This window comes from Oerskovia sp. NPDC060287, assembly GCF_042726775.1.
Classification (GTDB): domain Bacteria; phylum Actinomycetota; class Actinomycetes; order Actinomycetales; family Cellulomonadaceae; genus Oerskovia; species Oerskovia merdavium.
Genome location: NZ_JBHXBO010000066.1, coordinates 1 through 19699, shown reverse-complemented (window position 1 = coordinate 19699; position 19699 = coordinate 1). Strand labels below are relative to the sequence as shown.

General features: G+C 73.2%; 18 protein-coding genes and 1 tRNA gene. 10 read left to right on the top strand and 9 right to left on the bottom strand.

Features of this window, described 5'->3' with window-relative positions:
• The 3 genes from ACFWFR_RS08200 to ACFWFR_RS08190 all read right to left on the bottom strand — a co-directional run.
• The coding region (locus ACFWFR_RS08200; protein ID WP_377622330.1) for an aminotransferase class I/II-fold pyridoxal phosphate-dependent enzyme at positions 1–1320 on the bottom strand (1320 nt) is incomplete at its 3' end.
• Positions 1321–1330: 10 nt separating this feature from the next.
• A complete protein-coding gene (locus ACFWFR_RS08195; RefSeq protein WP_377622328.1) occupies positions 1331–2707 on the bottom strand; it encodes an aspartate aminotransferase family protein in 1377 nt (458 codons plus the stop codon).
• Positions 2704–3666, bottom strand: coding sequence for a dimethylarginine dimethylaminohydrolase family protein (locus tag ACFWFR_RS08190; protein WP_377622326.1), 963 nt, complete (start codon positions 3664–3666; stop codon positions 2704–2706). The genes ACFWFR_RS08195 and ACFWFR_RS08190 overlap by 4 nt, the downstream gene beginning before the upstream one ends.
• 881 nt (positions 3667–4547) lie before the next feature.
• On the opposite strand from ACFWFR_RS08190, the gene ACFWFR_RS08185 reads away from it, so the two are divergent.
• On the top strand, positions 4548–5060 hold the full coding sequence (locus tag ACFWFR_RS08185) for a PadR family transcriptional regulator (RefSeq protein WP_377622324.1): 513 nt from the start codon (positions 4548–4550) through the stop codon (positions 5058–5060).
• Positions 5061–5426: 366 nt separating this feature from the next.
• On the opposite strand, the gene ACFWFR_RS08180 is transcribed toward ACFWFR_RS08185, so the two are convergent.
• The 3 genes from ACFWFR_RS08180 to ACFWFR_RS08170 form a co-directional block, all read right to left on the bottom strand.
• Entirely contained in the window at positions 5427–6008 is a 582-nt protein-coding gene (locus ACFWFR_RS08180) for an SRPBCC family protein (RefSeq protein ID WP_377622323.1), read from the bottom strand.
• A complete protein-coding gene (locus tag ACFWFR_RS08175; protein ID WP_377619407.1) occupies positions 6005–7018 on the bottom strand; it encodes a hypothetical protein in 1014 nt (337 codons plus the stop codon). Before ACFWFR_RS08175 ends, ACFWFR_RS08180 begins: the two co-directional genes overlap by 4 nt.
• 64 nt (positions 7019–7082) lie before the next feature.
• The gene (locus tag ACFWFR_RS08170; RefSeq protein ID WP_377619406.1) at positions 7083–7562 is read right to left on the bottom strand and encodes an OsmC family protein; all 480 of its coding nucleotides are present in this window, start codon (positions 7560–7562) and stop codon (positions 7083–7085) included.
• Positions 7563–7725: 163 nt separating this feature from the next.
• Here ACFWFR_RS08170 and ACFWFR_RS08165 point away from each other — a divergent pair, with 163 nt between their 5' ends.
• The 3 genes from ACFWFR_RS08165 to ACFWFR_RS08155 all read left to right on the top strand — a co-directional run bounded on the left by ACFWFR_RS08165 (position 7726) and on the right by ACFWFR_RS08155 (position 10736).
• A complete protein-coding gene (locus tag ACFWFR_RS08165) occupies positions 7726–8565 on the top strand; it encodes a thymidylate synthase (protein ID WP_377622322.1) in 840 nt (279 codons plus the stop codon).
• Complete coding sequence (locus ACFWFR_RS08160) at positions 8562–9152, top strand: dihydrofolate reductase (protein WP_377622320.1); 591 nt, start codon at positions 8562–8564, stop codon at positions 9150–9152. The genes ACFWFR_RS08165 and ACFWFR_RS08160 overlap by 4 nt, the downstream gene beginning before the upstream one ends.
• A gap of 114 nt (positions 9153–9266) precedes the next feature.
• Entirely contained in the window at positions 9267–10736 is a 1470-nt protein-coding gene (locus ACFWFR_RS08155) for an ATP-binding protein (RefSeq protein ID WP_377622318.1), read from the top strand.
• Here ACFWFR_RS08155 and ACFWFR_RS08150 read toward each other — a convergent pair.
• Positions 10733–12106, bottom strand: a complete 1374-nt coding sequence (locus ACFWFR_RS08150) for a sensor histidine kinase (RefSeq protein WP_377622316.1) — start codon at positions 12104–12106, stop codon at positions 10733–10735. The genes ACFWFR_RS08155 and ACFWFR_RS08150 overlap by 4 nt on opposite strands.
• Positions 12103–12759, bottom strand: coding sequence for a response regulator transcription factor (locus ACFWFR_RS08145; protein WP_377622314.1), 657 nt, complete (start codon positions 12757–12759; stop codon positions 12103–12105). Before ACFWFR_RS08145 ends, ACFWFR_RS08150 begins: the two co-directional genes overlap by 4 nt.
• A 144-nt stretch (positions 12760–12903) precedes the next feature.
• Between ACFWFR_RS08145 and ACFWFR_RS08140 the strand changes: the two genes are divergently transcribed.
• The 5 genes from ACFWFR_RS08140 (at position 12904) to ACFWFR_RS08120 (ending at position 16963) form a co-directional block, all read left to right on the top strand.
• Positions 12904–13518 (top strand): hypothetical protein, encoded by a 615-nt coding sequence (locus tag ACFWFR_RS08140; RefSeq protein ID WP_377622312.1) that lies wholly within the window; start codon positions 12904–12906, stop codon positions 13516–13518.
• Positions 13515–14672 (top strand): peptidoglycan-binding protein, encoded by a 1158-nt coding sequence (locus tag ACFWFR_RS08135; RefSeq protein ID WP_377622310.1) that lies wholly within the window; start codon positions 13515–13517, stop codon positions 14670–14672. Before ACFWFR_RS08140 ends, ACFWFR_RS08135 begins: the two co-directional genes overlap by 4 nt.
• On the top strand, positions 14669–15529 hold the full coding sequence (locus ACFWFR_RS08130; protein ID WP_377622308.1) for an ABC transporter ATP-binding protein: 861 nt from the start codon (positions 14669–14671) through the stop codon (positions 15527–15529). The genes ACFWFR_RS08135 and ACFWFR_RS08130 overlap by 4 nt, the downstream gene beginning before the upstream one ends.
• On the top strand, positions 15523–16722 hold the full coding sequence (locus ACFWFR_RS08125; RefSeq protein WP_377622307.1) for an ABC transporter permease: 1200 nt from the start codon (positions 15523–15525) through the stop codon (positions 16720–16722). The genes ACFWFR_RS08130 and ACFWFR_RS08125 overlap by 7 nt, the downstream gene beginning before the upstream one ends.
• A 165-nt stretch (positions 16723–16887) precedes the next feature.
• Positions 16888–16963 (top strand) — tRNA-Arg (locus ACFWFR_RS08120).
• 34 nt (positions 16964–16997) lie between these two features.
• Here ACFWFR_RS08120 and ACFWFR_RS08115 read toward each other — a convergent pair.
• On the bottom strand, positions 16998–18185 hold the full coding sequence (locus ACFWFR_RS08115) for an alpha/beta hydrolase (protein WP_377622305.1): 1188 nt from the start codon (positions 18183–18185) through the stop codon (positions 16998–17000).
• Between the two features lie 796 nt (positions 18186–18981).
• Between ACFWFR_RS08115 and ACFWFR_RS08110 the strand changes: the two genes are divergently transcribed.
• Positions 18982–19626, top strand: a complete 645-nt coding sequence (locus tag ACFWFR_RS08110; RefSeq protein ID WP_377622303.1) for a vitamin K epoxide reductase family protein — start codon at positions 18982–18984, stop codon at positions 19624–19626.
• The last annotated feature ends 73 nt before the right edge of the window (positions 19627–19699 follow it).

The following is a 19699-nucleotide window of genomic DNA, read 5'->3' as shown; positions in this document are numbered from 1 at the left end:
ACGAAGGCGGTCACGTCCATCCGCATCGACGGTGTCCTGCACGAGTTCACCACCGTCCGCTGCGGCCTTCTCCGCCGCGGCGAGCAGGACGCACGTCGCGACGCCGTCGATCGCGACGCGGACCTCGTCGAGCGGGGGCAGCGTCGGGGCCAGACGGATGTTGGCGTCCTGCGGGTCCTTGCCGTACGGGAACGTGGCACCCGCGGGCGTCAGGGCGATGCCCGCCTCCTTGGCGAGCTGGACCACGCGCGCCGCGGTGCCCGGCACGACGTCGAGCGACACGAAGTACCCGCCGAGCGGCGCGGTCCAGGACGCGACGCCGTCCGTGCCGAGGCGTTCGCGCAGGATCGTGTCGACGGCCTCGAACTTGGGCGCGATCACGTCGCGATGCTTGCGCATGTGGGCGCGCACGCCCTCCGCGTCGCCGAAGAACTCGGCGTGCCGGAGCTGGTTGACCTTGTCCGGGCCGATCGACTGGGCTGCGAGGTGCTTCTTGTACCAGGAGATGTTGGCCGGGGAGGAGCCCAGGAACGCGACCCCCGCACCGGGGAACGTGATCTTGGAGGTCGAGGCGTAGAGCAGCACACGGTCCGGGTTGCCGGCCTCTGCGGCCAGGGCCAGCGCGGGCGCGGACTCGGTCTCGACGTCCGTGAGGTGGTGCACCGCGTACGCGTTGTCCCACATGATGCGGAAGTCGGGGGCTGCGGCCGGCATCGAGACGAGACGCTGGGCGACCTCGCGCGAGACGACCGAGCCGTCCGGGTTCGCGTAGGTGGGCACGACCCACATGCCCTTGATGCTCGGGTCGTCCGCGACGAGCGCGGCGACGGCCTCGGCGTCGGGACCGTCGGCCGTCATGGGGACGGTCACCATCTCGATGCCGAACGCCTCGCACAGCGTGAAGTGGCGGTCGTAGCCCGGGACCGGGCACACGAACCGGACCTTCTCCTCGCGCGACCAGGGGCGCTCGGAGCCGGGCAGGCCGAACAGCATCGCGAACGCGAGCGTGTCGTGCATGAGCGTGAGGCTTGCGTTGCCGCCCGCGAGGAGCTGGGCGACGGGGACGTCGAGCAGCTCGGCGAAGATGCGGCGGATCTGCGGCAGGCCGTCGAGCCCGCCGTAGTTGCGCACGTCGGTGCCGTCGGCGTCGGTGACCGTTCCTGCGCCCGGCAGTGCCAGGAGGGCGTCGGAGAGGTCGAGCTGCTCGGCGGAGGGCTTGCCGCGCGTCAGGTCGAGCTTCAGGCCGAGGGACTGCAGGTCAGCGTAGGCCTGCTGCCACTCGGCGAGGCGGGTGGAGGTGTCAGAGGCAGGAGTGGTCACCCTCCGGACTCTACCGATCTGCGGCGAGCTGCGTCAGGGCGTCACGCAGAGCGGCCATCCCGAGGTCGAGGTCTGGACGTTCGATCACGAGCGGGGGCGCGAGCCGGATGGTCGAGCCGTGCGTGTCCTTGGCCAGGACGCCGCGCGCGAGCAGGGCCTCGCACAGGTCCCGACCCGTCCCGCGGGCCGGGTCGAGGTCGATCCCGGCCCACAGCCCCACGCCTCGCACACCGGTCAGCAGCCCCTCGTCGACGAGGCCCGCGAGGCGTTCGTGCAGGTGCTCGCCCAGGTCGCGGGTGCGGGCCTGGAGCTCGCCCGTCTCGAGGAGCCCGACGACCGCGATGCCGACCGCGCACGCGAGCGGGTTGCCGCCGAACGTCGACCCGTGCGTCCCGGGCGTCAGCACGTCCAGGATCTCGTGCCTCCCGACGACCGCCGAGACCGGTACGACGCCGCCGCCCAGGGCCTTTCCGAGCGTCACGAGGTCCGGCTTCACGTCCCACAGCTCGCACGCGAGCGTGGTCCCGGTCCTGCCCAGGCCGGACTGGATCTCGTCCGCGATCAGCAGGACGTCTCGCTCGTCGCACACGCGGCGCAGCGCGGGCCAGTAGTCGTCCGGGGGCACGACGACGCCCGACTCTCCCTGGATCGGCTCCATGAGGACGGCGACCGTGGTCTCGTCGATCGCGTCCGCGACAGCGCGTGCGTCGCCGTACGGCACGAGGCGGAAACCAGGTGTGAACGGGTCGTACCCGTCGCGCGCGTCGGGGTCGTCGGAGAACGACACGATGGTCGTGGTCCGTCCGTGGAAGTTCCCGTGCCCGACGACGATGCTCGCCCGTCCGGCCGGCACGCCCTTGACCTCGTAGCCCCACTTGCGGGCGATCTTGATCGCGGTCTCGACGGCCTCGGCGCCCGTGTTCATGGGCACCATCACGGCGCTGCCACCGTCGCCCGGACGGCCCCCGTCACCTGCTCGCCCGGCCGACGTGCCCGGGGCGGCGCCCTGGACGAGCGGCCCGACCAGGCGCGTGAGCCGGTCCGCGAACGGGTGCAGCAGGTCGTGGTCGAACGCGCGCGACGTGAGCGTGACGCGCCCGAGCTGCTCGGTCGCGGCAGCGATCAGCCCGGGGTGGCGGTGCCCGAAGTTCAGGGCCGAGTACCCCGCGAGCAGGTCGAGGTAGCGGCGGCCCGCGACGTCGGTGACCCAGGCGCCGTCGCCCGTCGCGATCGTCACGGGCAACGGGTGGTAGTTGTGCGCGAGCGAGTCGTGGCGTCGGCTTCCGGTGCCCGACGGCGCCGCTGCCGTCGCGCTGTCGGGTGCGGAGTCGGCGGTGGTGCCCGGGCTGGGTGCGGGGGCGGGGACCGCCTGGCTCTGGGCGCTCACGGCCGGATCTCCAGGGTGCAGCACTTGGACCCGCCGCCCCCGCGCAGCAGCTCGGACGTGTCGACCCCGATGGTCTCGTAGCCCCGCTCGGCCAGCGCCGCGGCGAAGCGGGTCGCCGCCGGGGTGTGGATCACGTGCAGCCCGTCGCTCACGGCGTTGAGGCCCAGGACCAGCGCGTCGTCCTCGGTCGCGTGATGGGCGTCGGGGTAGCGCTCGGCCAGGAGGTCCTGGGACGCGGGGGAGAAGGCCGGCGGGTAGTAGGCGACGTCGACCGTCGCCTCGGCGCGAGCACGCGTGAGGTGCGCCGCGTCGCGCGGGGGAGCGGCGCCGTCGGGCAGGGGGGAGAGGAGAGGTGGCGGCGTGCCGTCCGGCGCGACGCGCGAAGTGCCCGCGCCGCCGCCGCTGCCCTCGCTGCCGCGCAGGACCACGAGCGCGGTGTCGAGGTGGTAGAAGCGCGGATCGACGAGCTCGAGCGTGAGGACCTCGCGGCCCCACAGGTCGGCCGCCTCCTGGTGGGCGCTGACCTCGGTGCGGAATCCCGTCCCGGCCAGGACGACGTCGCCCGCGACGAGCAGATCTCCCTCGCCCTCGTTGACGTGGTCGGCCGAGTGGGTCACGTAGCCGCGGTCCGCGAACCACTTGAGGTACGCGGGCCCCTCGGGGGCGCGTTCGGGGTGCCGGAAGAGCGCCGAGTAGACCAGGCCGTCGACGACGGTCGCGCCGTTGGCCGCGTAGACCATGTCGGGCAGGCCGGGTTCCGGCTCGATGAGGTCGACCTGGTGCCCGAGGTCGAGGTACACGTCGCGCAGGCGCTCCCACTGGGAGACGGCGAGCGCGGTGTCGACGGGGCGGGCGCGGTCCATCCAGGGGTTGATCTCGTAGCTGACCGTGAAGTACGTGGGGCGGCACATCAGGAAGTGCCGCGGGGTCTGCGTGGGACCCGGGGTGCTGGTCGTCATCTGCGCCTCTGTCGTGGTCTCGGTGGGCGTGGGACGTGCGACGGTGCGGGGTGTGCGTCGTTGCACGGTGACTGCTGCGGTCCCGGGTCGCGAGCCGGTCCGGGTCCTTCAGGTCACTGTACGACCCGGACGGTGTCTTGGGTGGTCGGCCGGCGGCCGACGGAAGGTCTCGACACCCGATCGAGATCAGGGGTTGACTATCGATACGTCAGCGATATATCTTTAACTCATCGACGCAGAGGGTGCGGAACAGCGCACCGCGTCGAGGACCCGGATGTCAGGCCGAGGGCCCGTCGCAGAACCGACGAGAACCCGCCGGCACCCGCCACCCGAGCCCAGCGCTCGGGCCGCCCCGCAGAGGGGCTCCACAGACAGAACAGACTCATCACAGGAGACACCACATGCGTACCCCCCACCAGCACCCAGAATCTTCCCGTCCGCCCCGCGACCGTTCCGGCCGCGCAGGCGCATTCGACTCCTTCGAGGGCCGACCCCGTCGCCGACGCGACGACTTCCCCGAGTCCGGAGAGGGCTTCGGCCCGGACTTCGGCGCCGACTTTGGCGGGCCCCGCGGTCGCCGTGGCGGCCGACCCGACGGCTCCGGCCGCGGTGAGCCCGGTCGCGGACCCGAGGGGTCGGGCCGACCGGGGCGTGGCCCCGACGGCCACCACGGTCACCCGGGTCACCACGACCATCACGAGCACGGCGGATCCGACGAGCGCTTCGACGACCGGTTCGAAGGACGCGGGCCCCGCGGGCACCGTGGCGGACCCGGTGGTGGCCCTCGCGGGCACCGCGGCCCTGGCGGCCGTGGCCCCGGCGGTCGTGCCGGGCGCGGTGACATCCGCGCCGCGGTCCTGCTCCTCCTGACCGAGGCGCCCATGCACGGGTACCAGATCATCCAGGAGATCGGCGAGCGCACCTCGGGTGCGTGGCGTCCGAGCCCCGGCGCGATCTACCCGGCGCTGAGCCTGCTCGAGGACGAGGGCCTCGTGACCATCACGGCCGAGGGCGGGCGCAAGCTCGCGAGCCTCACCGACGACGGTCGCACCTACGTCACCGAGCACGCCGACGAGCTCGGCTCTCCCTGGCAGGACGCGGCCGACGGCGGCGTCCGCCCGGCGCGGCAGCTCCGAGGTTCGCTCCAGCAGGTCGCCGAGGCGCTCCGGCAGGTCGCCCGGTCGGGCTCGGACGAGCAGGTGGCCCAGGCCGTCGCGCTCCTCGAGCGCACGCGCCGCGAGCTCTACCTGATCCTCGCGGGACCGTCCGACGCGTCGGCCGCCGCAGCGACGGGTTCGGGGGCTCCGACCGACGTCGACCCCACGATCGTCGACGCGGCCGCGGACGCCAGCCCGGAGCCCACCGACGGCACCGAGGACGCGCCGCAGGCGTGAATCTCGGCAGGTCGTGACCGTCGCCGAGCATGCGGTGGGCGTCAGGAACCGGCTGGTTCTGAACGACGACCGCATGCTCGACGAACGACGACCGCATGGTCGGCTCGGCGACGAGCCGATGACCGGCCGGTGACCCACCGGTCACCCGGGCCCCTGGGGTCCGTGCAGGCATGATGCCGGCGCGGAGCCCAGGGGCCGTTCGTCGTGCTCGGGAGCGGGGCCACACCCGCCGCCGAGCATGCGCTTGGCGTCAGGAATCGGCTGGTTCCGAGCGACGACCGCATGGTCGACGAACGACGACCACATGCTCGGCAGGGGGCACACCCGGCCCTCGGCGCCGGCCGAGGGGCCGACGGGGTGCCGGCGTCAGAGCCCGCGCGCGACGATCCGGTCCAGGCGGCGCAGCGACAGCCGGATCATGAGGTCCAGCACGCGCGCGGCGAGCGGAGCAGTCACGGCCCGAGGCAGAGGGCCCGCGAGGTACACGTCCTCCCACCAGGTCACGGCGCAGCGTGCGACGGGCTCGCGCGGGGTCGCAGCCGGCAGGTGATGGGCCGCGAGGGGCACGACGACGATCCCCGCCTCCCCGAGCAGCGCGGGCCCGAGCTTCAGGTACGTCGCGCGACCGGCCTGGCCGCTGGGACCTGGCGGTTCCCACGTCGTGATCCGCATGCGGTCGGGGAAGCCCGGGGCGCCCTGCGGCGCGAAGGGGCCCGAGACCATGGTGAACTCGGCGCCGACCCCCGGCTTCCAGGCCGTCGCCGGGAGGGGGGAACCGTCCCGGCCGTGGAACGTCCCACGACTCAAGGGGACCCAGCGTGGGTGCGTGCGCACGTCCGCGACCAGGGCGAAGGCCCGCTCGGCGCTGAGGGGCAGGACGTGCGTGAGCTCGACCCGGCCGGGGCCGCCCGAGGTACGGCCGCGGCCCTGGTGGCGCCCTGCCGTCACGAAGACTTCTTGGACCGGCGCCAGCGCACCGACCGGATGCCGCGCGGCGCACCGTCGGTGCCGGCCTCGCCACGGCGGGCTGCCGCCCGTTCGGCCGCCTCGTCGACGACTCCCGGCCCGGTGCCGGGCACGGGGGCGTCGACCAGGCTGAGCCGGTCGGCAGGTGCGGGGACGAGCAGAGGGGGAGCGGCGCCGTCGGGCACCTCGATGACCTCCAGGACAGGCCGGAACGCCGGGGGCGGCGGGCCGAAAGCCCGCCGGGACTGGCTGATCACGGTCTTGCCGAGGGCCCGCGCACCCGCGACGCCCACGACCGCGCCCACACCGAACGGCACGAGCCGCCCGATCGCGAGGCCGCCGTGCTTGACCATCTGTGTTCGCATGAACTTGTTCGTCAGGGCCTTGTTGACCTGCTTGAGCGTGCTCGACGGCATGCTCGTCATGAGCACCTTGCCCCACGCGAGCGCCGACCCGCCCGACGCCTTCTCGACCGCCTGGGACCCCTTGTCCCCGAGGACCGAGGCCATGAGGAGGGCGCGGCGGCGCGCGGCGTCGTCGACCTCGAAGCCGTACACGTCCGCGACCGCGAGCGAGAACGCGGCCGACGACCCGAAGAACGTCGCGACGTCGCTCGCCGTCAGCGCGATGCCCACGCCCGTGCCGACGGCAGGGAACGCCGCGGCGGCACCCACCGCGCCGCCCGCGGTCCCGATGACCATGAGGTACTCGCGCTCGAGGATCCCGATGATCTGCGCGGGCGACGAGTGCGGGTTGCGGCGGCGCAGGCCGTCCACGTGCGCGTGGATGACCGACGACGGGATGGTGACGGCCTTGTCCAGGGCCGCGTCGAGCAGCGGCGTGCTGCGCAGGTCGCCCCAGTCCTCGGTGGGCTGACCCTCGGGCGCGTCCTGGACCGCGGTCAGGTGCCCGTACTGCGGTTCCGGTCGGACGCTGTCCGACGTTCCCCAGACGGCCACCTGGGACTCGGTGTCCTTCTTCTTGCGACCCATCGGACGACTCCCTCCTGTGGCGGCTGCTGCCCCGCGACCCCGGGGCCGCGAGCCCGGACGGCGACTACTCGCCGACCGCACCCACGACCGGGCCGAAGGTGTGCTCCACTGTGGCACCGTTCTTGACGGTACGCCCCACGGTGCACGTGGTCTCGATCGCACGGTCCGCGACCTTGAGGAGGCGCTCGCGCGCGTCGTCCTCGAGACCCGACAGATCGATCTCGAAGTGCTCCGTGATGGCCGTGTACCGGTCCTCGGCCATGTCCTTGGCGCCGTCGACGCGGATCGTCACCTGGTAGTCGTCACCCAGCCGGCGCGCGAACGGTGCGTCGCTGCTCATGCCCGCGCACGCGGCGAGCGCGATCTTGAGGAGCTCGCCCGGCGTGAAGACGGCCCCTTCGCTCGCCGGGCCGATCGACACGCTCGCGCCACGAGCGGAGAAGCCGGTGTACGTGCGGGTGCCGGTGCGCTCGACCCACAGTGCGTCCGCCGGTGACGGGGACGACGCGGGGATCTCTTCGGCCGTGGCTGCGGTGTTCGTCATGCTGCTGATCTTCCCATCCTCGGGGTCGGCCCGGTCGAGGCGACCGGTTCCCGGACCAACGTCGTCGGGGGACTGCGCATTCCCCGCACGAGTCGTCGGTCTCACAGCCTGGAATGGGTCCACGAGTGCGCTGCGGGGAGACTCCCTCTCTAGACTGGCACCCGTGGTCACCGTCAGCGACAGCTCCAGCGCGCCCAGCAACCCACCCGTCCCGACGCCCTACGAGGACCTCCTCCGGCTCGTCCTGGAGACCGGGACGCACAAGTCGGACCGCACGGGGACGGGGACGCGCAGCGTGTTCGGCCACCAGATGCGCTTCGACCTGTCGCAGGGCTTCCCGCTCGTGACGACCAAGCGCGTGCACCTGAAGTCGATCGTCTACGAGCTGCTGTGGTTCCTGCGGGGCGACTCGAACGTGCGCTGGCTCCAGGAGCACGGCGTGAAGATCTGGGACGAGTGGGCCGACGAGGACGGCGAGCTGGGCCCCGTCTACGGCGTCCAGTGGCGCTCGTGGCCCACGCCGGACGGGCAGCACGTCGACCAGATCAGCCAGGTCCTCGAGACGCTGCGCACCAACCCGGACTCGCGTCGCATGATCGTCTCGGCGTGGAACGTGGGAGAGCTCGGGGGCATGGCGCTGCCACCCTGTCACATGATGTTCCAGTTCTACGTGGCCGACGGCAAGCTCTCGTGCCAGCTCTACCAGCGCAGCGCGGACCTGTTCCTGGGCGTCCCGTTCAACATCGCGTCGTACGCGCTGCTCACGCACATGGTCGCGGCGCAGTCCGGCCTGGAGGTCGGCGACTTCGTGTGGACGGGCGGCGACTGCCACATCTACGACAACCACGTCGAGCAGGTGCGCGAGCAGCTGAGCCGCGAGGCCTACCCGGCGCCCACCCTGCGCCTGGCCCCGCGCGACTCCTTGTTCGACTACACGTACGAGGACGTCGAGGTCGTGGGCTACCAGCACCACCCGACGATCAAGGCACCGGTGGCGGTGTGAGCCGTCCGGCCGTCGGACTGGTCTGGGCCCAGGCGCACGATGCCGCGGGCCGCCCGGTGATCGGCGCGGGTGGCGTCATGCCGTGGCACCTGCCCGAGGACCTCGCGCACTTCCGTCGCGTCACCACGGGTCACCCGGTCGTGATGGGGCGCGTCACGTGGGACTCGCTGCCTCCGCGCTTCCGCCCCCTGCCGGGGCGCGTCAACGTGGTCGTCACGCGCCAGGAGGGCTGGGTGCCCGACGGCGCCGCTCACCCGGGCGCCACCGGCACCGGCGTCGTGGTCGCCTCGTCCGTCGAGGAGGGGCTCGCGCTCGCGTCGGCTGCTGCCGAGGAGTCGGGCTCGGGGCAGGTCTGGGTCATGGGGGGCGCGCAGGTGTACGCCGCGGCCCTGCCGCTCGCGGACCGCTGCGTCGTGACCGAGATCGACCTCGAGGTCGACGGCGACGCGTTCGCGCCGGCGCTCGCGGCAGGTCCGGCGGGTGGCTGGGAGCTCGTGGCCGGCGGCCCGGGCGCACCGGACGACGGCTGGCAGACCTCGGCAGCAGGTGTTCGGTTCCGGATGCTCACGTACGCACGGCGGAGCTAGCGCACGGTCGAAGGCGCCTGCGCGTGCGCTCGCGCGCACCCTGGTCGATCCTTGTCCTGCACGGGCGGCGCGACGACGGCCGCCCGACGTGACCTGCGACCACGGAGGCCCCGCATGACGACCGAGACCACGCTCGCCGAGTCCTTCGACGGCCGACGCTTCACCTACCGCGTCCCGCGGGTGTCGAGCATCGGCCCGGGAGACTTCGTGACCATCGGCGTCGCGTTCCCCGAGACCGCGGAGCACCCCGGCGAGGCCCTCGTCATGGGGCAGGTCCTGACGCGGGCGACCAAGGCGGGGGACGCCGTCGGGCACGGGCGGATCCTCGGGGAGCTCCGCCCGGACGGCACGGTCGTCACGTCGGGAGGCGACCCGTTCACCTCGCAGGACCTCGCCCCCGCCGGGGCGGGCGTGCTCGAGGCGCTCCAGGCGCGCGAGCGCGCGACCCTGCGGATCGGCGACCTCCACCACAGCCGGGGCAACGTCGACGCGCTGCTCCAGCCGCACCGGTTCAACCGGCACACGTTCTTGTGCGGGCAGTCGGGCTCGGGCAAGACGTACGCGCTCGGCGTCCTCCTCGAACAGCTCCTCATCGACACCGACCTGCCCATGGTCATCCTCGACCCGAACTCGGACTTCGTGCGGATCGGCGAGCTGCTCGAGTCCGCATCGCCCGGGGACGCCGAACGGCTGCGCGAGCTCGACGTGCGCGTCCTGCGCAACGACGGCGAGCACCACCCCGTCACCGCGCGGCTCACCGCGATGGAGGCCGCGAGCCAGGCGGCGGTGCTCCAGCTCGACCCGTTGACCGACCGCGGCGAGTACAACACGTTCCTGCGGATGCTCGAGAGCGCGACCGGCCCCGAGGTCGGGGCCGCCGCCCCCGCTGCGAGGCCACCGAGCATCGCGACCGAGGGCATGCTGAACCCGCACTCGATCCCGTCGGCCCTGCGTGCCACGGGCGAGGCCGACGCGCTGCGGCTCGCGCAGCGCGTCGAGAACCTGGGGATCCTCGACTGGGACGTCTGGGCGGGGGTCGGGCAGTCGGTGAGCGAGGTGCTCGACGAGGGCCCGCGCGCGGTCGTGGTCGACCTCGGCAGCCTGCACACGCACGAGGAGCAGCTCGCGGTCTCGCTCGCCCTGCTCGACGACCTGTGGGCCGACCGTGCCACGCGCAAGCCGCGGTTGATCGTGATCGACGAGGCGCACAACGTGGTCTCGGCCGAGCCCACGACCCAGCTCCAGCGGCTCACGACCGAGCGCGTGATCCAGATCGCCGCCGAGGGACGCAAGTTCGGGCTGTGGCTGCTGCTCTCGACGCAGCGGCCCTCCAAGATCCACCCGAACGTGCTCTCGCAGTGCGACAACGTGATCGTCATGCGCATGAGCTCGCCCGCAGACCTGCTCGAGCTCGAGGCCGTGTTCGGGTTCGCGCCGCCCGAGCTGCTCGCCGCGACCCCGTTCTTCCACCAGGGCGAGGCGCTCATCGCGGGCGGGTTCGTGCCCGCACCCGCGATCATCCAGATGGGCGCCCGGCGCACGGTCGAGGGCGGTTCCGACGTGCCGGTGCCGATGCCGGGCTAGACGCTCGCGCCGGCCCCCACGCCCACGGCCCCGGGCCGGGCCGTCTCGACGGCCCGACCAGGTCGCGCGCCCGCAGCACCCGGCAGCCGCGCGACGACCGTCAGCCCGCCGCCCTCGCGCGGCTCGGCGGTGACCTCGCCGTCGTGCGCGGCCGCGACCGAGCGGACGATCGACAGGCCCAGCCCCACACCGCCGCGCACGTACCCGCCGCGCCGGTCGGCGACGGCCCCGTCGCGCCCGAGCCGCCGGAACGGCTCGAAGAGCGCCTCGACCTCGTACGACGGGACGACGGGTCCCGTGTTGGACACCGCGACCTCGACGGTCCCGTCGGGGCCTGGGCGCGTCGCGACGGCGACCCGGCCGCCGGGTTCGTTGTAGCGCACGGCGTTGTCGACGAGGTTCTGGACGAGGCGCTCGAGCAGCACGGCGTCGCCGAGCAGGGGCGTCGGTGCCGTGTCGAGGCGCAGGTCGACGCCGGCGTCGCGCGCCGAGACCCCGGCGGTCGCGACGGCTTGCGCGGCGACCTCGGCGAGGTCCACGGTCTCGGTGACGATCGGCGCGCGGTCCGCGGCGGCGAGCGTGAGGAGCCCTTCGATCAGACGTTCCTGGCGGGCGTTGACCGCGAGCAGCGTCGCGCCGAGGTGGCGCGTGTCCTGGTGCGTCTCGGGGTCGTCGAGCGCGACCTCGAGGACGGTACGGCTGATGGTCAAGGGGGTGCGCAGCTCGTGCGAGGCGTTGGCGACGAAGCGCCGCTGCCCGTCGAAGGACCGGTCGAGGCGTTCGAGCATCGCGTCGAACGTGTCGGCGAGGTCCTTGAGCTCGTCGTCGGGCCCGGAGTGCGCGATGCGCTCGTGGAGGTTGGTGTCCGCGACGCGGCGGGCCGTGGCCGTGATCCGGTGCAGCGGCGCGAGCACGCGCGAGGACATGACCCAGCCGAAGCCCACCGCGAGGACCCCGATCCCGAGCAGCGCCACGACGGACCACGTGAGGACCGTGCGCAGCGTCTGGTCGCGGGCTTCCTGGTTGTTGAGCTGGACGACGTCGCGCAGGTCGGTGAAGGACCCGGTGCTGGAGGTGACGGTCGCGGCGGGCGTCAGGTCCTCGACCGGGCTGTACGGGAGGGCCTCGCCGGCGACGAGCGAGGCCGTCGTGGCAGGGTCCAGGGTCGCGTACAGGCTGGGGTCGGTCGCCTGGACGGCGCCGACCGCGATGCCCACCGAGTCGAGCGGCTGCCGGTCGATCGCCGCGGCGAGGAGGGCGTACAGGACGGCGATCAGGACGGCCCCGGCGACGGCGAAGGCCGCGGCGTAGACGGCCGTGAGGCGTGCTCGCAGCGTGGGGCGCAGCGAGGGGCGGGGGAGGAGCCTCATGCGACCCGGTACCCGACGCCCGTGACGGTCTCGACGAGCGAGGCGTCCTCGAGCTTGCGGCGCAGCTGCTTGATGGTGAACCGCACGACGCCCGTGAACGGGTCGATGTTCTCGTCCCACACCTTCTCGAGCAGGTGCTCGGCGGACACGGGGCGCCCGTCGGCGCGCAGCAGCTCCTCGAGCACGCCGAACTCCTTGCGCGACAGGTGCACGAACCTCCCCTCGCGGTAGACCTCGTGCCGGCTCGTGTCGAGGCGCAGGCCCGAGCGTTCGAGCACGGGGGGTGCGGCGGGGCGGGCGCGGCGACCGAGGGCCCGCACGCGGGCGCTGAGCTCGGCGAACGCGAAGGGCTTGACGAGGTAGTCGTCGGCGCCCAGGTCGAGGCCGTTCACCCGGTCCAGCACACCGCCCGACGCCGTGAGCATGAGGATGCGTGCGTCGCCGCCCGAGGCCACGATCGCCCGGCACACGTCGTCGCCGTGGACGCCGGGCAGGTCCCGGTCGAGCACGACGACGTCGTACGCGTTCACGTCGATCCGCGCCAGGGCCTCGTGCCCGTCGAGCGCGACGTCGACCGCCATCGCGAGCCGTCGCAGTCCCGTCGCGACGGCCTCCGCGATCAGCTCCTCGTCCTCCACCACCAGTACTCGCACCTGAGGAGCATGCCGGTGGGCACTGTGAGATCTCTGTGAGGTCGCGGCTCACGGCAGCCTCACGGGCCGCCCGCTGGACTGTTCGAGCACCCCGTCCCCGAGGCCCGTGCGGCCCGGGGACCGACCACGACGTGAGGACGCACCATGACCATCCACCAGACCCCGGCCCCGACCACGGGGCACAGCAGAGTCCGCTCGCGTCGCAGCGCGGCGTCGGTCGCGTTCGTCGTCGCGCTCCTGTCGGTCACGCTCTCGGCGTGCGCGCCCGACGACGCCCCGGGCGTCGCGAGCGCGGGTGGCGGCAAGGGCGAGACCAGCCAGGCGAAGGACGGGAAGTCGTACGAGGACATGACCGACGCCGAGCGCGACGACCTGTCCCGCAAGTTCGCGGGCTGCATGCGGGACAACGGTGTGGACATGCCCGACCCGGACTCCGAGGGCGGTGTCGCGATCACCTCGGAGGCCAGCGGCGACATGGAGGAGATGGACAAGGCCTTCGAAGCCTGCAAGGACTTCCTGCCCAACGGCGGTGAGCCGGTGAAGCCGAGCGCCGAGGACCTCGAGTCGCAGCGCGAGTTCGCGAGGTGCATGCGCGAGAACGGGGTCGACATGCCCGACCCGGACCCGAACGGGGGCATGACCGAGGCGCTCCAGGTGCCCGAGGACCTCGACGCGTTCGACGCGGCGCTCGAGGCGTGCAACGGCGAGGGCGGCGCGAGCCTCTCGGTCGGCGGCGCGGTCACGGAGAGCGGCGAGTGAGCCGCCGGAAGCACGTCGCCCCGGGCGGCGACCCCCTGGACACCGGGAGGACGGCGACGGGCGAGGCCACCCCGCGACGGAGGCGTCGCCGCGGGGCGATCGTCGGCGGGGTTGCCGGCGCCGTCGTGATCGGCGCCGGGGCCGTCCTGGTCCTGGGCGGGTTCGGCCGAGGTGGCGAACCCGCCCCCCAGGCGTCCGGACCGGGATCGACCGCGACCGTGACCCGGCAGACGCTCGTCGAGCGGAGCACGGTCAAGGGCGCGCTGGGGTACGGCGAGGCCGTCGTCCAGGGACACCAGGGCGCGGGCGGCGACGGCGGGGGAGGAGGCGGGACGGTGACCTGGCTGCCCGGGGTGGGCGACGTCGTCGACCGCGGGGGCGTCCTCTTCAAGGTCGACGAGCACCCCACGGTCCTGCTGCTCGGCAGCCTGCCGATGTATCGCGACCTGGGCGTCGGTGCCGAGGGTGACGACGTGCGCCAGCTCGAGGAGAACCTCGCGGCGCTCGGGTACACGGGCTTCACCGTGGACACCAAGTTCACGGCAGCGACCGCCAAGGCCGTCGAGAAGTGGCAGAAGGACCGCGGGCTCGAGAAGACCGGGGGAGTCGGCCCGGCCGACGTGCTCGTGGTGCCCGGCCCGGTGCGGGTCGACGCGCTCAAGGTGCGCGTCGGGGCGCCGGCCGCGGCGGAGATCCTCACGACGACGGGGGTCGAGCGGGCGATCTCGGTCGACCTCGACCTCGCCGACCGTGGGCTGGCCGTCGAGGGCGGCGCCGTGAGCGTCGCGCTCCCCGGAGGGGGGACGGCCGACGGCGTGGTCTCCGCCGTCGGGAGCCCCAAGATCGTCAAGGACGAGAGCGGGATGCCCGGGGCGTCCGACACCACGGTGATCCCCGTGACCGTGACGCTCGCGGACGGGACCGAGGCCGACGCCGGCTCGGTCAAGGTCACGTTCGTCAAGGCCGAACGGCCCGACGTGCTCACCGTGCCCGTCGCTGCGCTCCTCGCGCTGGCCGAGGGTGGGTACGGCGTCGAGGTCGTCGAGGGCGGCTCGACCCGCGTCGTCGCCGTGACCACCGGGCTCTTCGCCGACGGGAACGTCGAGGTCACGGGCGACCTGGCCGAGGGCGACGTCGTCGGGATGCCGTCGTGAGCGCCGCGACCGTCGCGCTCGCGCCGTCCGCGACCGTCCCCGGGGCGGGCGCCTCGGGAGGCGGCGTACCCGTCGTCACGCTGCACCAGGTGTCGCGCGTCTTCCCCGGTGGGGTCGCCGCGCTGCGTGACGTCCACCTCGACGTCGACCGGGGCGAGCTGCTCGCGATCGTCGGGCCCTCGGGCTCGGGCAAGTCGACCATGCTCAACGTGATCGGCACCCTCGACCGGCCCACCTCGGGGCACGTCATGATCGACGGCTTCTTGGTCGAGGACCTCGACGACCGCGAGGTGTCCGCGCTGCGCGCGAGCCGCATCGGGTTCGTGTTCCAGCACTTCCACCTGGCCGTCGGCGTCTCGGCGCTCGACAACGTGGCCGACGGGCTCCTGTACCGCGGGGTCGGGCGGCGCGATCGGCGTCGTCGGGCCGCGGAAGCGCTCGAGCGGGTGGGGCTGGGCCACCGGCTGACCCACCGGCCGCACGAGCTGTCGGGCGGGGAGAAGCAGCGCGTCGCGATCGCCCGTGCGGTCGTCGGGGATCCGCCGCTCCTTCTCGCCGACGAACCGACCGGAGCGCTCGACACGACCGCCGGGGCCGGGGTCATGGACGTGCTGCGCGCGCTCAACGCCGCCGGGACGACCGTCGTCATCATCACGCACGACCGCGAGCTCGCGGCCTCGCTGCCCCGACAGGTCGCGATGCGGGACGGTGAGATCGTCGCGGACGTCTCGGGACCGGTGGACGCGGGCAGGGGGACTGTCTTCGACGCGACGGTGGAGGCGGTTCCGGACGGCGTGGTTGACGGGGTGGCCGGCGGCCAACCGACCGGCGCGTCGACTGAGGGGGAGCCGTGCTGACCGTGCTGCGCCCCGCCCGGCTCGGGCCGCCGGACGTCCTGCGTGTCGGCGCGACCGGGCTCCGGACCCGCCCGCTGCGGGCCGTGCTGTCGGCGCTGGGCATCGCGATCGGCATCGCGGCCATGGTCGCGGTCGTCGGGATCTCGAGCTCGTCGCGCGCCGAGCTCGACCGGACGCTCTCGGCGCTCGGGACCAACCTGCTGCGGGTCGCACCAGGCACCGACCTGTTCGGGGAGGCGGCCAGCCTGCCGCCCGAGTCGGTCGACATGGTGCGGCGGATCGCGCCCGTCGAGACCGCGACGTCGGTCGCGCTGCTCAAGGCCAAGGCATACCGGACGGACCTGATCCCGGCCGGCGAGTCGGGAGGGATCGGTGTGTACGCGACCGACCTCGACCTGCTCGAGTCGATCGGGGGGAGCATGGCCCAGGGGGAGTGGCTCTCGGAGGCGACCGCGCAGTACCCGGCCGTCGTCCTGGGGCACGCGACCGCCGAGCGGCTCGGGATCTCCGCACCGGACCCGGCGATCAAGGTCTGGATAGGCGGCCAGTGGTTCACGGTCGTCGGGATCCTCGACCCCGTGCCGCTGGCACCCGAGATCGACCTCGGGGCGCTCGTCGGCCGGGAGGCCGCGGCGCAGCACCTCGACTGGGACGAGCTGCCGACGACGATCTACACGCGTACGCGTGAGGACGCGGTCGAGCAGGTCCGCAGCGTGCTCGGGCCCACGGCCAACCCGCAGGCGCCCAACGAGGTCGACGTCTCGCGCCCCTCCGACGCGCTCGCGGCCCAACAGGCCACGGACGAGGCGTTCACGGGGCTGCTCGTCGGGCTCGGTGCGGTCGCGCTGCTCGTGGGCGGGATCGGGGTCGCCAACACCATGGTGATCTCGGTGCTCGAACGACGGGCGGAGATCGGCCTGCGTCGCTCCCTCGGGGCGACGCGTGGACAGATCCGCGGGCAGTTCCTCGTCGAGTCCCTGGTGCTCTCCCTCATGGGCGGGGCAGCGGGGGTCCTGATCGGCGTCGGCATCACGGCCGGATACGCCACGTCGCAAGGCTGGCCGGTCGCCGTGCCGCCCCTCGTCGCGGCGGGCGGGCTCGTCGCGACGCTCGCGATCGGGGCCGTCGCCGGCCTCTACCCCGCGGTGCGGGCAGCGCGCATGGCGCCGACCGAGGCGCTCGCGGCCGTGTGACTGCGCAGGTGGGGTGCCGGGCCTCGGGTCCGGCACCCCACCGTGGGTGGGACGAGCTGCCGGGGATGCCCCTGGCTCGGGGTGGGCGCGGTTGGGACAGTCCGGGGCCGGGACGCTAGGCTGTCGGGCGTCCCACCGGGCCCGATCCTCCGTGTTCGCGCCCACGCGCCTGTAGCTCAGGGGATAGAGCACCGCTCTCCTAAAGCGGGTGTCGCCAGTTCGAATCTGGCCAGGCGCACCACCGTTCCCGAGGCGCCATGCCCCTCTCCGCGGGTCTACCTCTCGTCCCGCCGCTCGACCGACGCCCTCGTCGCTTCCGGCGCCGGGCCGCGCGCCACCACGCGCTCCGCGAACTCCTCGACCGCCGCGACGACCGCGTCGAACCTGATCGAGTGGAACAGGTCGAACCCGTGCTGCGCTCCGGGCAGCTCGGCGTACACGACCGGCGACGACGAGACCTCGCGCAGGCGCCGCGCGAACCGTCGCGCTCCCTCGACCGGCACCAGGGTGTCCTGGTCGCCGTGCACGACGAGGAACGGGGGAGCGTCGGGCCGCACGTACTCGGTGGGAGACGACTCGACGGCCAGGTCCCGGCCGCTGCCGTAGTACTCGCCGAAGTAGCCGTAGAGGCAGATCACCCCGACCACGGACGTGTCGGTGCGCTCGAACCCGGGCTGGAACCGGTCGTCGCCCGGGGTGAGCGCCGCGAGCGACGCGAGGTGCGCGCCGGCCGAGCTGCCCGCGACGACGACGCGACCAGTGTCTGCCCCGTGCTCGGCGCCGTGCTCCCGGACCCAGGCCAGCACCTGCTTGGCGTCGACCAGGTGGCCGGGGAAGTTCGTCGTCGGGCGCAGTCCGTAGTTCGCGCTCACGCACACCCAGCCGTGGCTCGCGAGGCGCGAGAGCATCGCCCGGGCCTCGAGGTCCTTGCGCCCGCTCACGTACCCGCCGCCGTGGAAGTACACGAGAGTCGGCCCGTCCGGTGGTCGCGAGCGTGGTCGGTAGACGTCGAGCCGGTGCTGCGGTGCGCCATCGCCGTACGGAAGGTCGCGCACGCGCACGACGTCGCGTCGGCGCACCGCGAACGGGGCCAGGAGGATCCTGCGCCACGGCAGCCCCCGCGTCGTGACGGCTCCCGGTGCGGTCGCGAGGCCTGCGACGAGCGTGCGGTCGAGCGCGGGCACCGCGCGCAGGCCGCGCCGAGCGACCACGACGAGACCGGCGGCGGTCAGGACGGCCAGCGCGAGCCCGACGCGGCCGGCGGGCGTCGCGCCGTCGCCGTCGACGACCGCGATCACGGAGAGGGCGGCCAGCGCGGCCAGCATGACGAACGGCTGCTCGTTGACCAGGACGCTCAGACGGAAGCTCAGACGTCCGAGCCCGGCCGGGTGCCGGGCGGGCACCAGGGAGGTCGTCGTGCAGCACGCGAGCAGCAGCACCGGGACGAGGTATCCGATCGCCATGGCTCGCTCCTTCCGCCCGCGCGGGGACGCGTCGTCGTCCGTGTCTTCCCGGTCTACACCGGTGGGCCTGGCGGCGCACGGGGTGCGGGGGACGGTACGCGTCACCGGGCGCCGAAAACCCGCAGGCTGCGCGGAAGGAATGTCGTGGCGTGGCGGGCTGGTCGCGCGAGCACCAGGCAGTCCGAAGTGCGCTTCGAGAATGGTGCCGCCGAGCACGTGCCCGGTGATCGACCGATAGGTGGTTGAACGGCGAACCACATGCTCACGCCTCCCTCCGGCCTCGCATTTGTCGCTGTTCCACCGGTATGCCGGTCGAAGGGCGGGTGCCTCTCGGGCCGCCCCCCGTGGTCGGGTGCCCTCCGGGGTGGTCACCTTCCCGGCCCAGATCCCTCTGGCCTCGGCCGACGCACCCGTGCGGTGCGTGGGTCCACGCGTCGGGTGTCCGTCGAGGAATGTGCCCTGTCGGCAGAATCCCGACGGCGGAGATCCGGCACGTGTTCTCGGCTGTCCGTCTCCCCAGAATTGTCGCGAGAGTGGGGAGTCGTCCAGGCGCAACCGTACGTCGTATCGTCCCGAGGAATTGAGGAAAGGCCACCGGGTTCCTTTCCTGCTTCCGTCCCGTTGGATTGTCGTCGCGCGCCGCGGATCATTGTGCCGCGCATTCAGGGCAGGGGCGTCCATCTGTTGATCGCACCCTGTCCGCGAGACGCCGCACCCGCACGTGCAGGGGGCGTCGCGCACCTAGGCTGGAGGCGCCTCGGGGATGGCCGGGGCCACTGCCGGAAGGGCCGCACGCATGAGCGACGTTCTGCACGACGACCAGACCCTCGACCCGCTGACCGTGAAGGGCTTCCGGCACAGCCGGCAGTGGGTGTTCGGCACCATGCTGTTCTCGGCACTGGTCAGCCTGACCGCGTCGTTCGTCCTGTCCTACGACGCGGTGCTCCTCGCGGCGAACCCGACGGCCGAGCTCTCGTGCAACGTCAACGAGGTCCTGTCCTGCGGTGCCGTGGGGGTCGCGTGGCAGTCGTCGTTGTTCGGCTTCCCCAACGCGTTCCTCGGGCTGATCGCCGAACCCGTGGTCATCACGATCGCGGTCGCGAGCCTCGGCGGGGTGCGGTTCCCGCGCTGGTTCATGTTCTCGGCACAGGTCGTCTACACGCTGGGCCTGATCTTCGCGTACTGGCTCTTCTACCAGTCCATGTTCGTGATCGGCGCGCTGTGCCCCTGGTGCCTGCTCGTCACGCTCTCGACGACGCTCGTCTTCATGACGCTGCTGCACTGGAACATCCTGGAGAACAACCTCTACCTCCCGGCCCGTGCCCAGGAGCGCGCCCTGTCGTTCGTGCGCTCGGACGCGGACGTCTTCCTCACGGCGGCCTGGATCGTCCTGATGATCGCCGGGGTCCTGCTCAAGCACGGGTCCAAGCTCTTCGGCTGAGTCCCGCGCAGGGCGGGGAGCGACCTCCTGCCCGACGGCGCCCCCCACCCTCGCGGCCACGCCCCACCCGGGG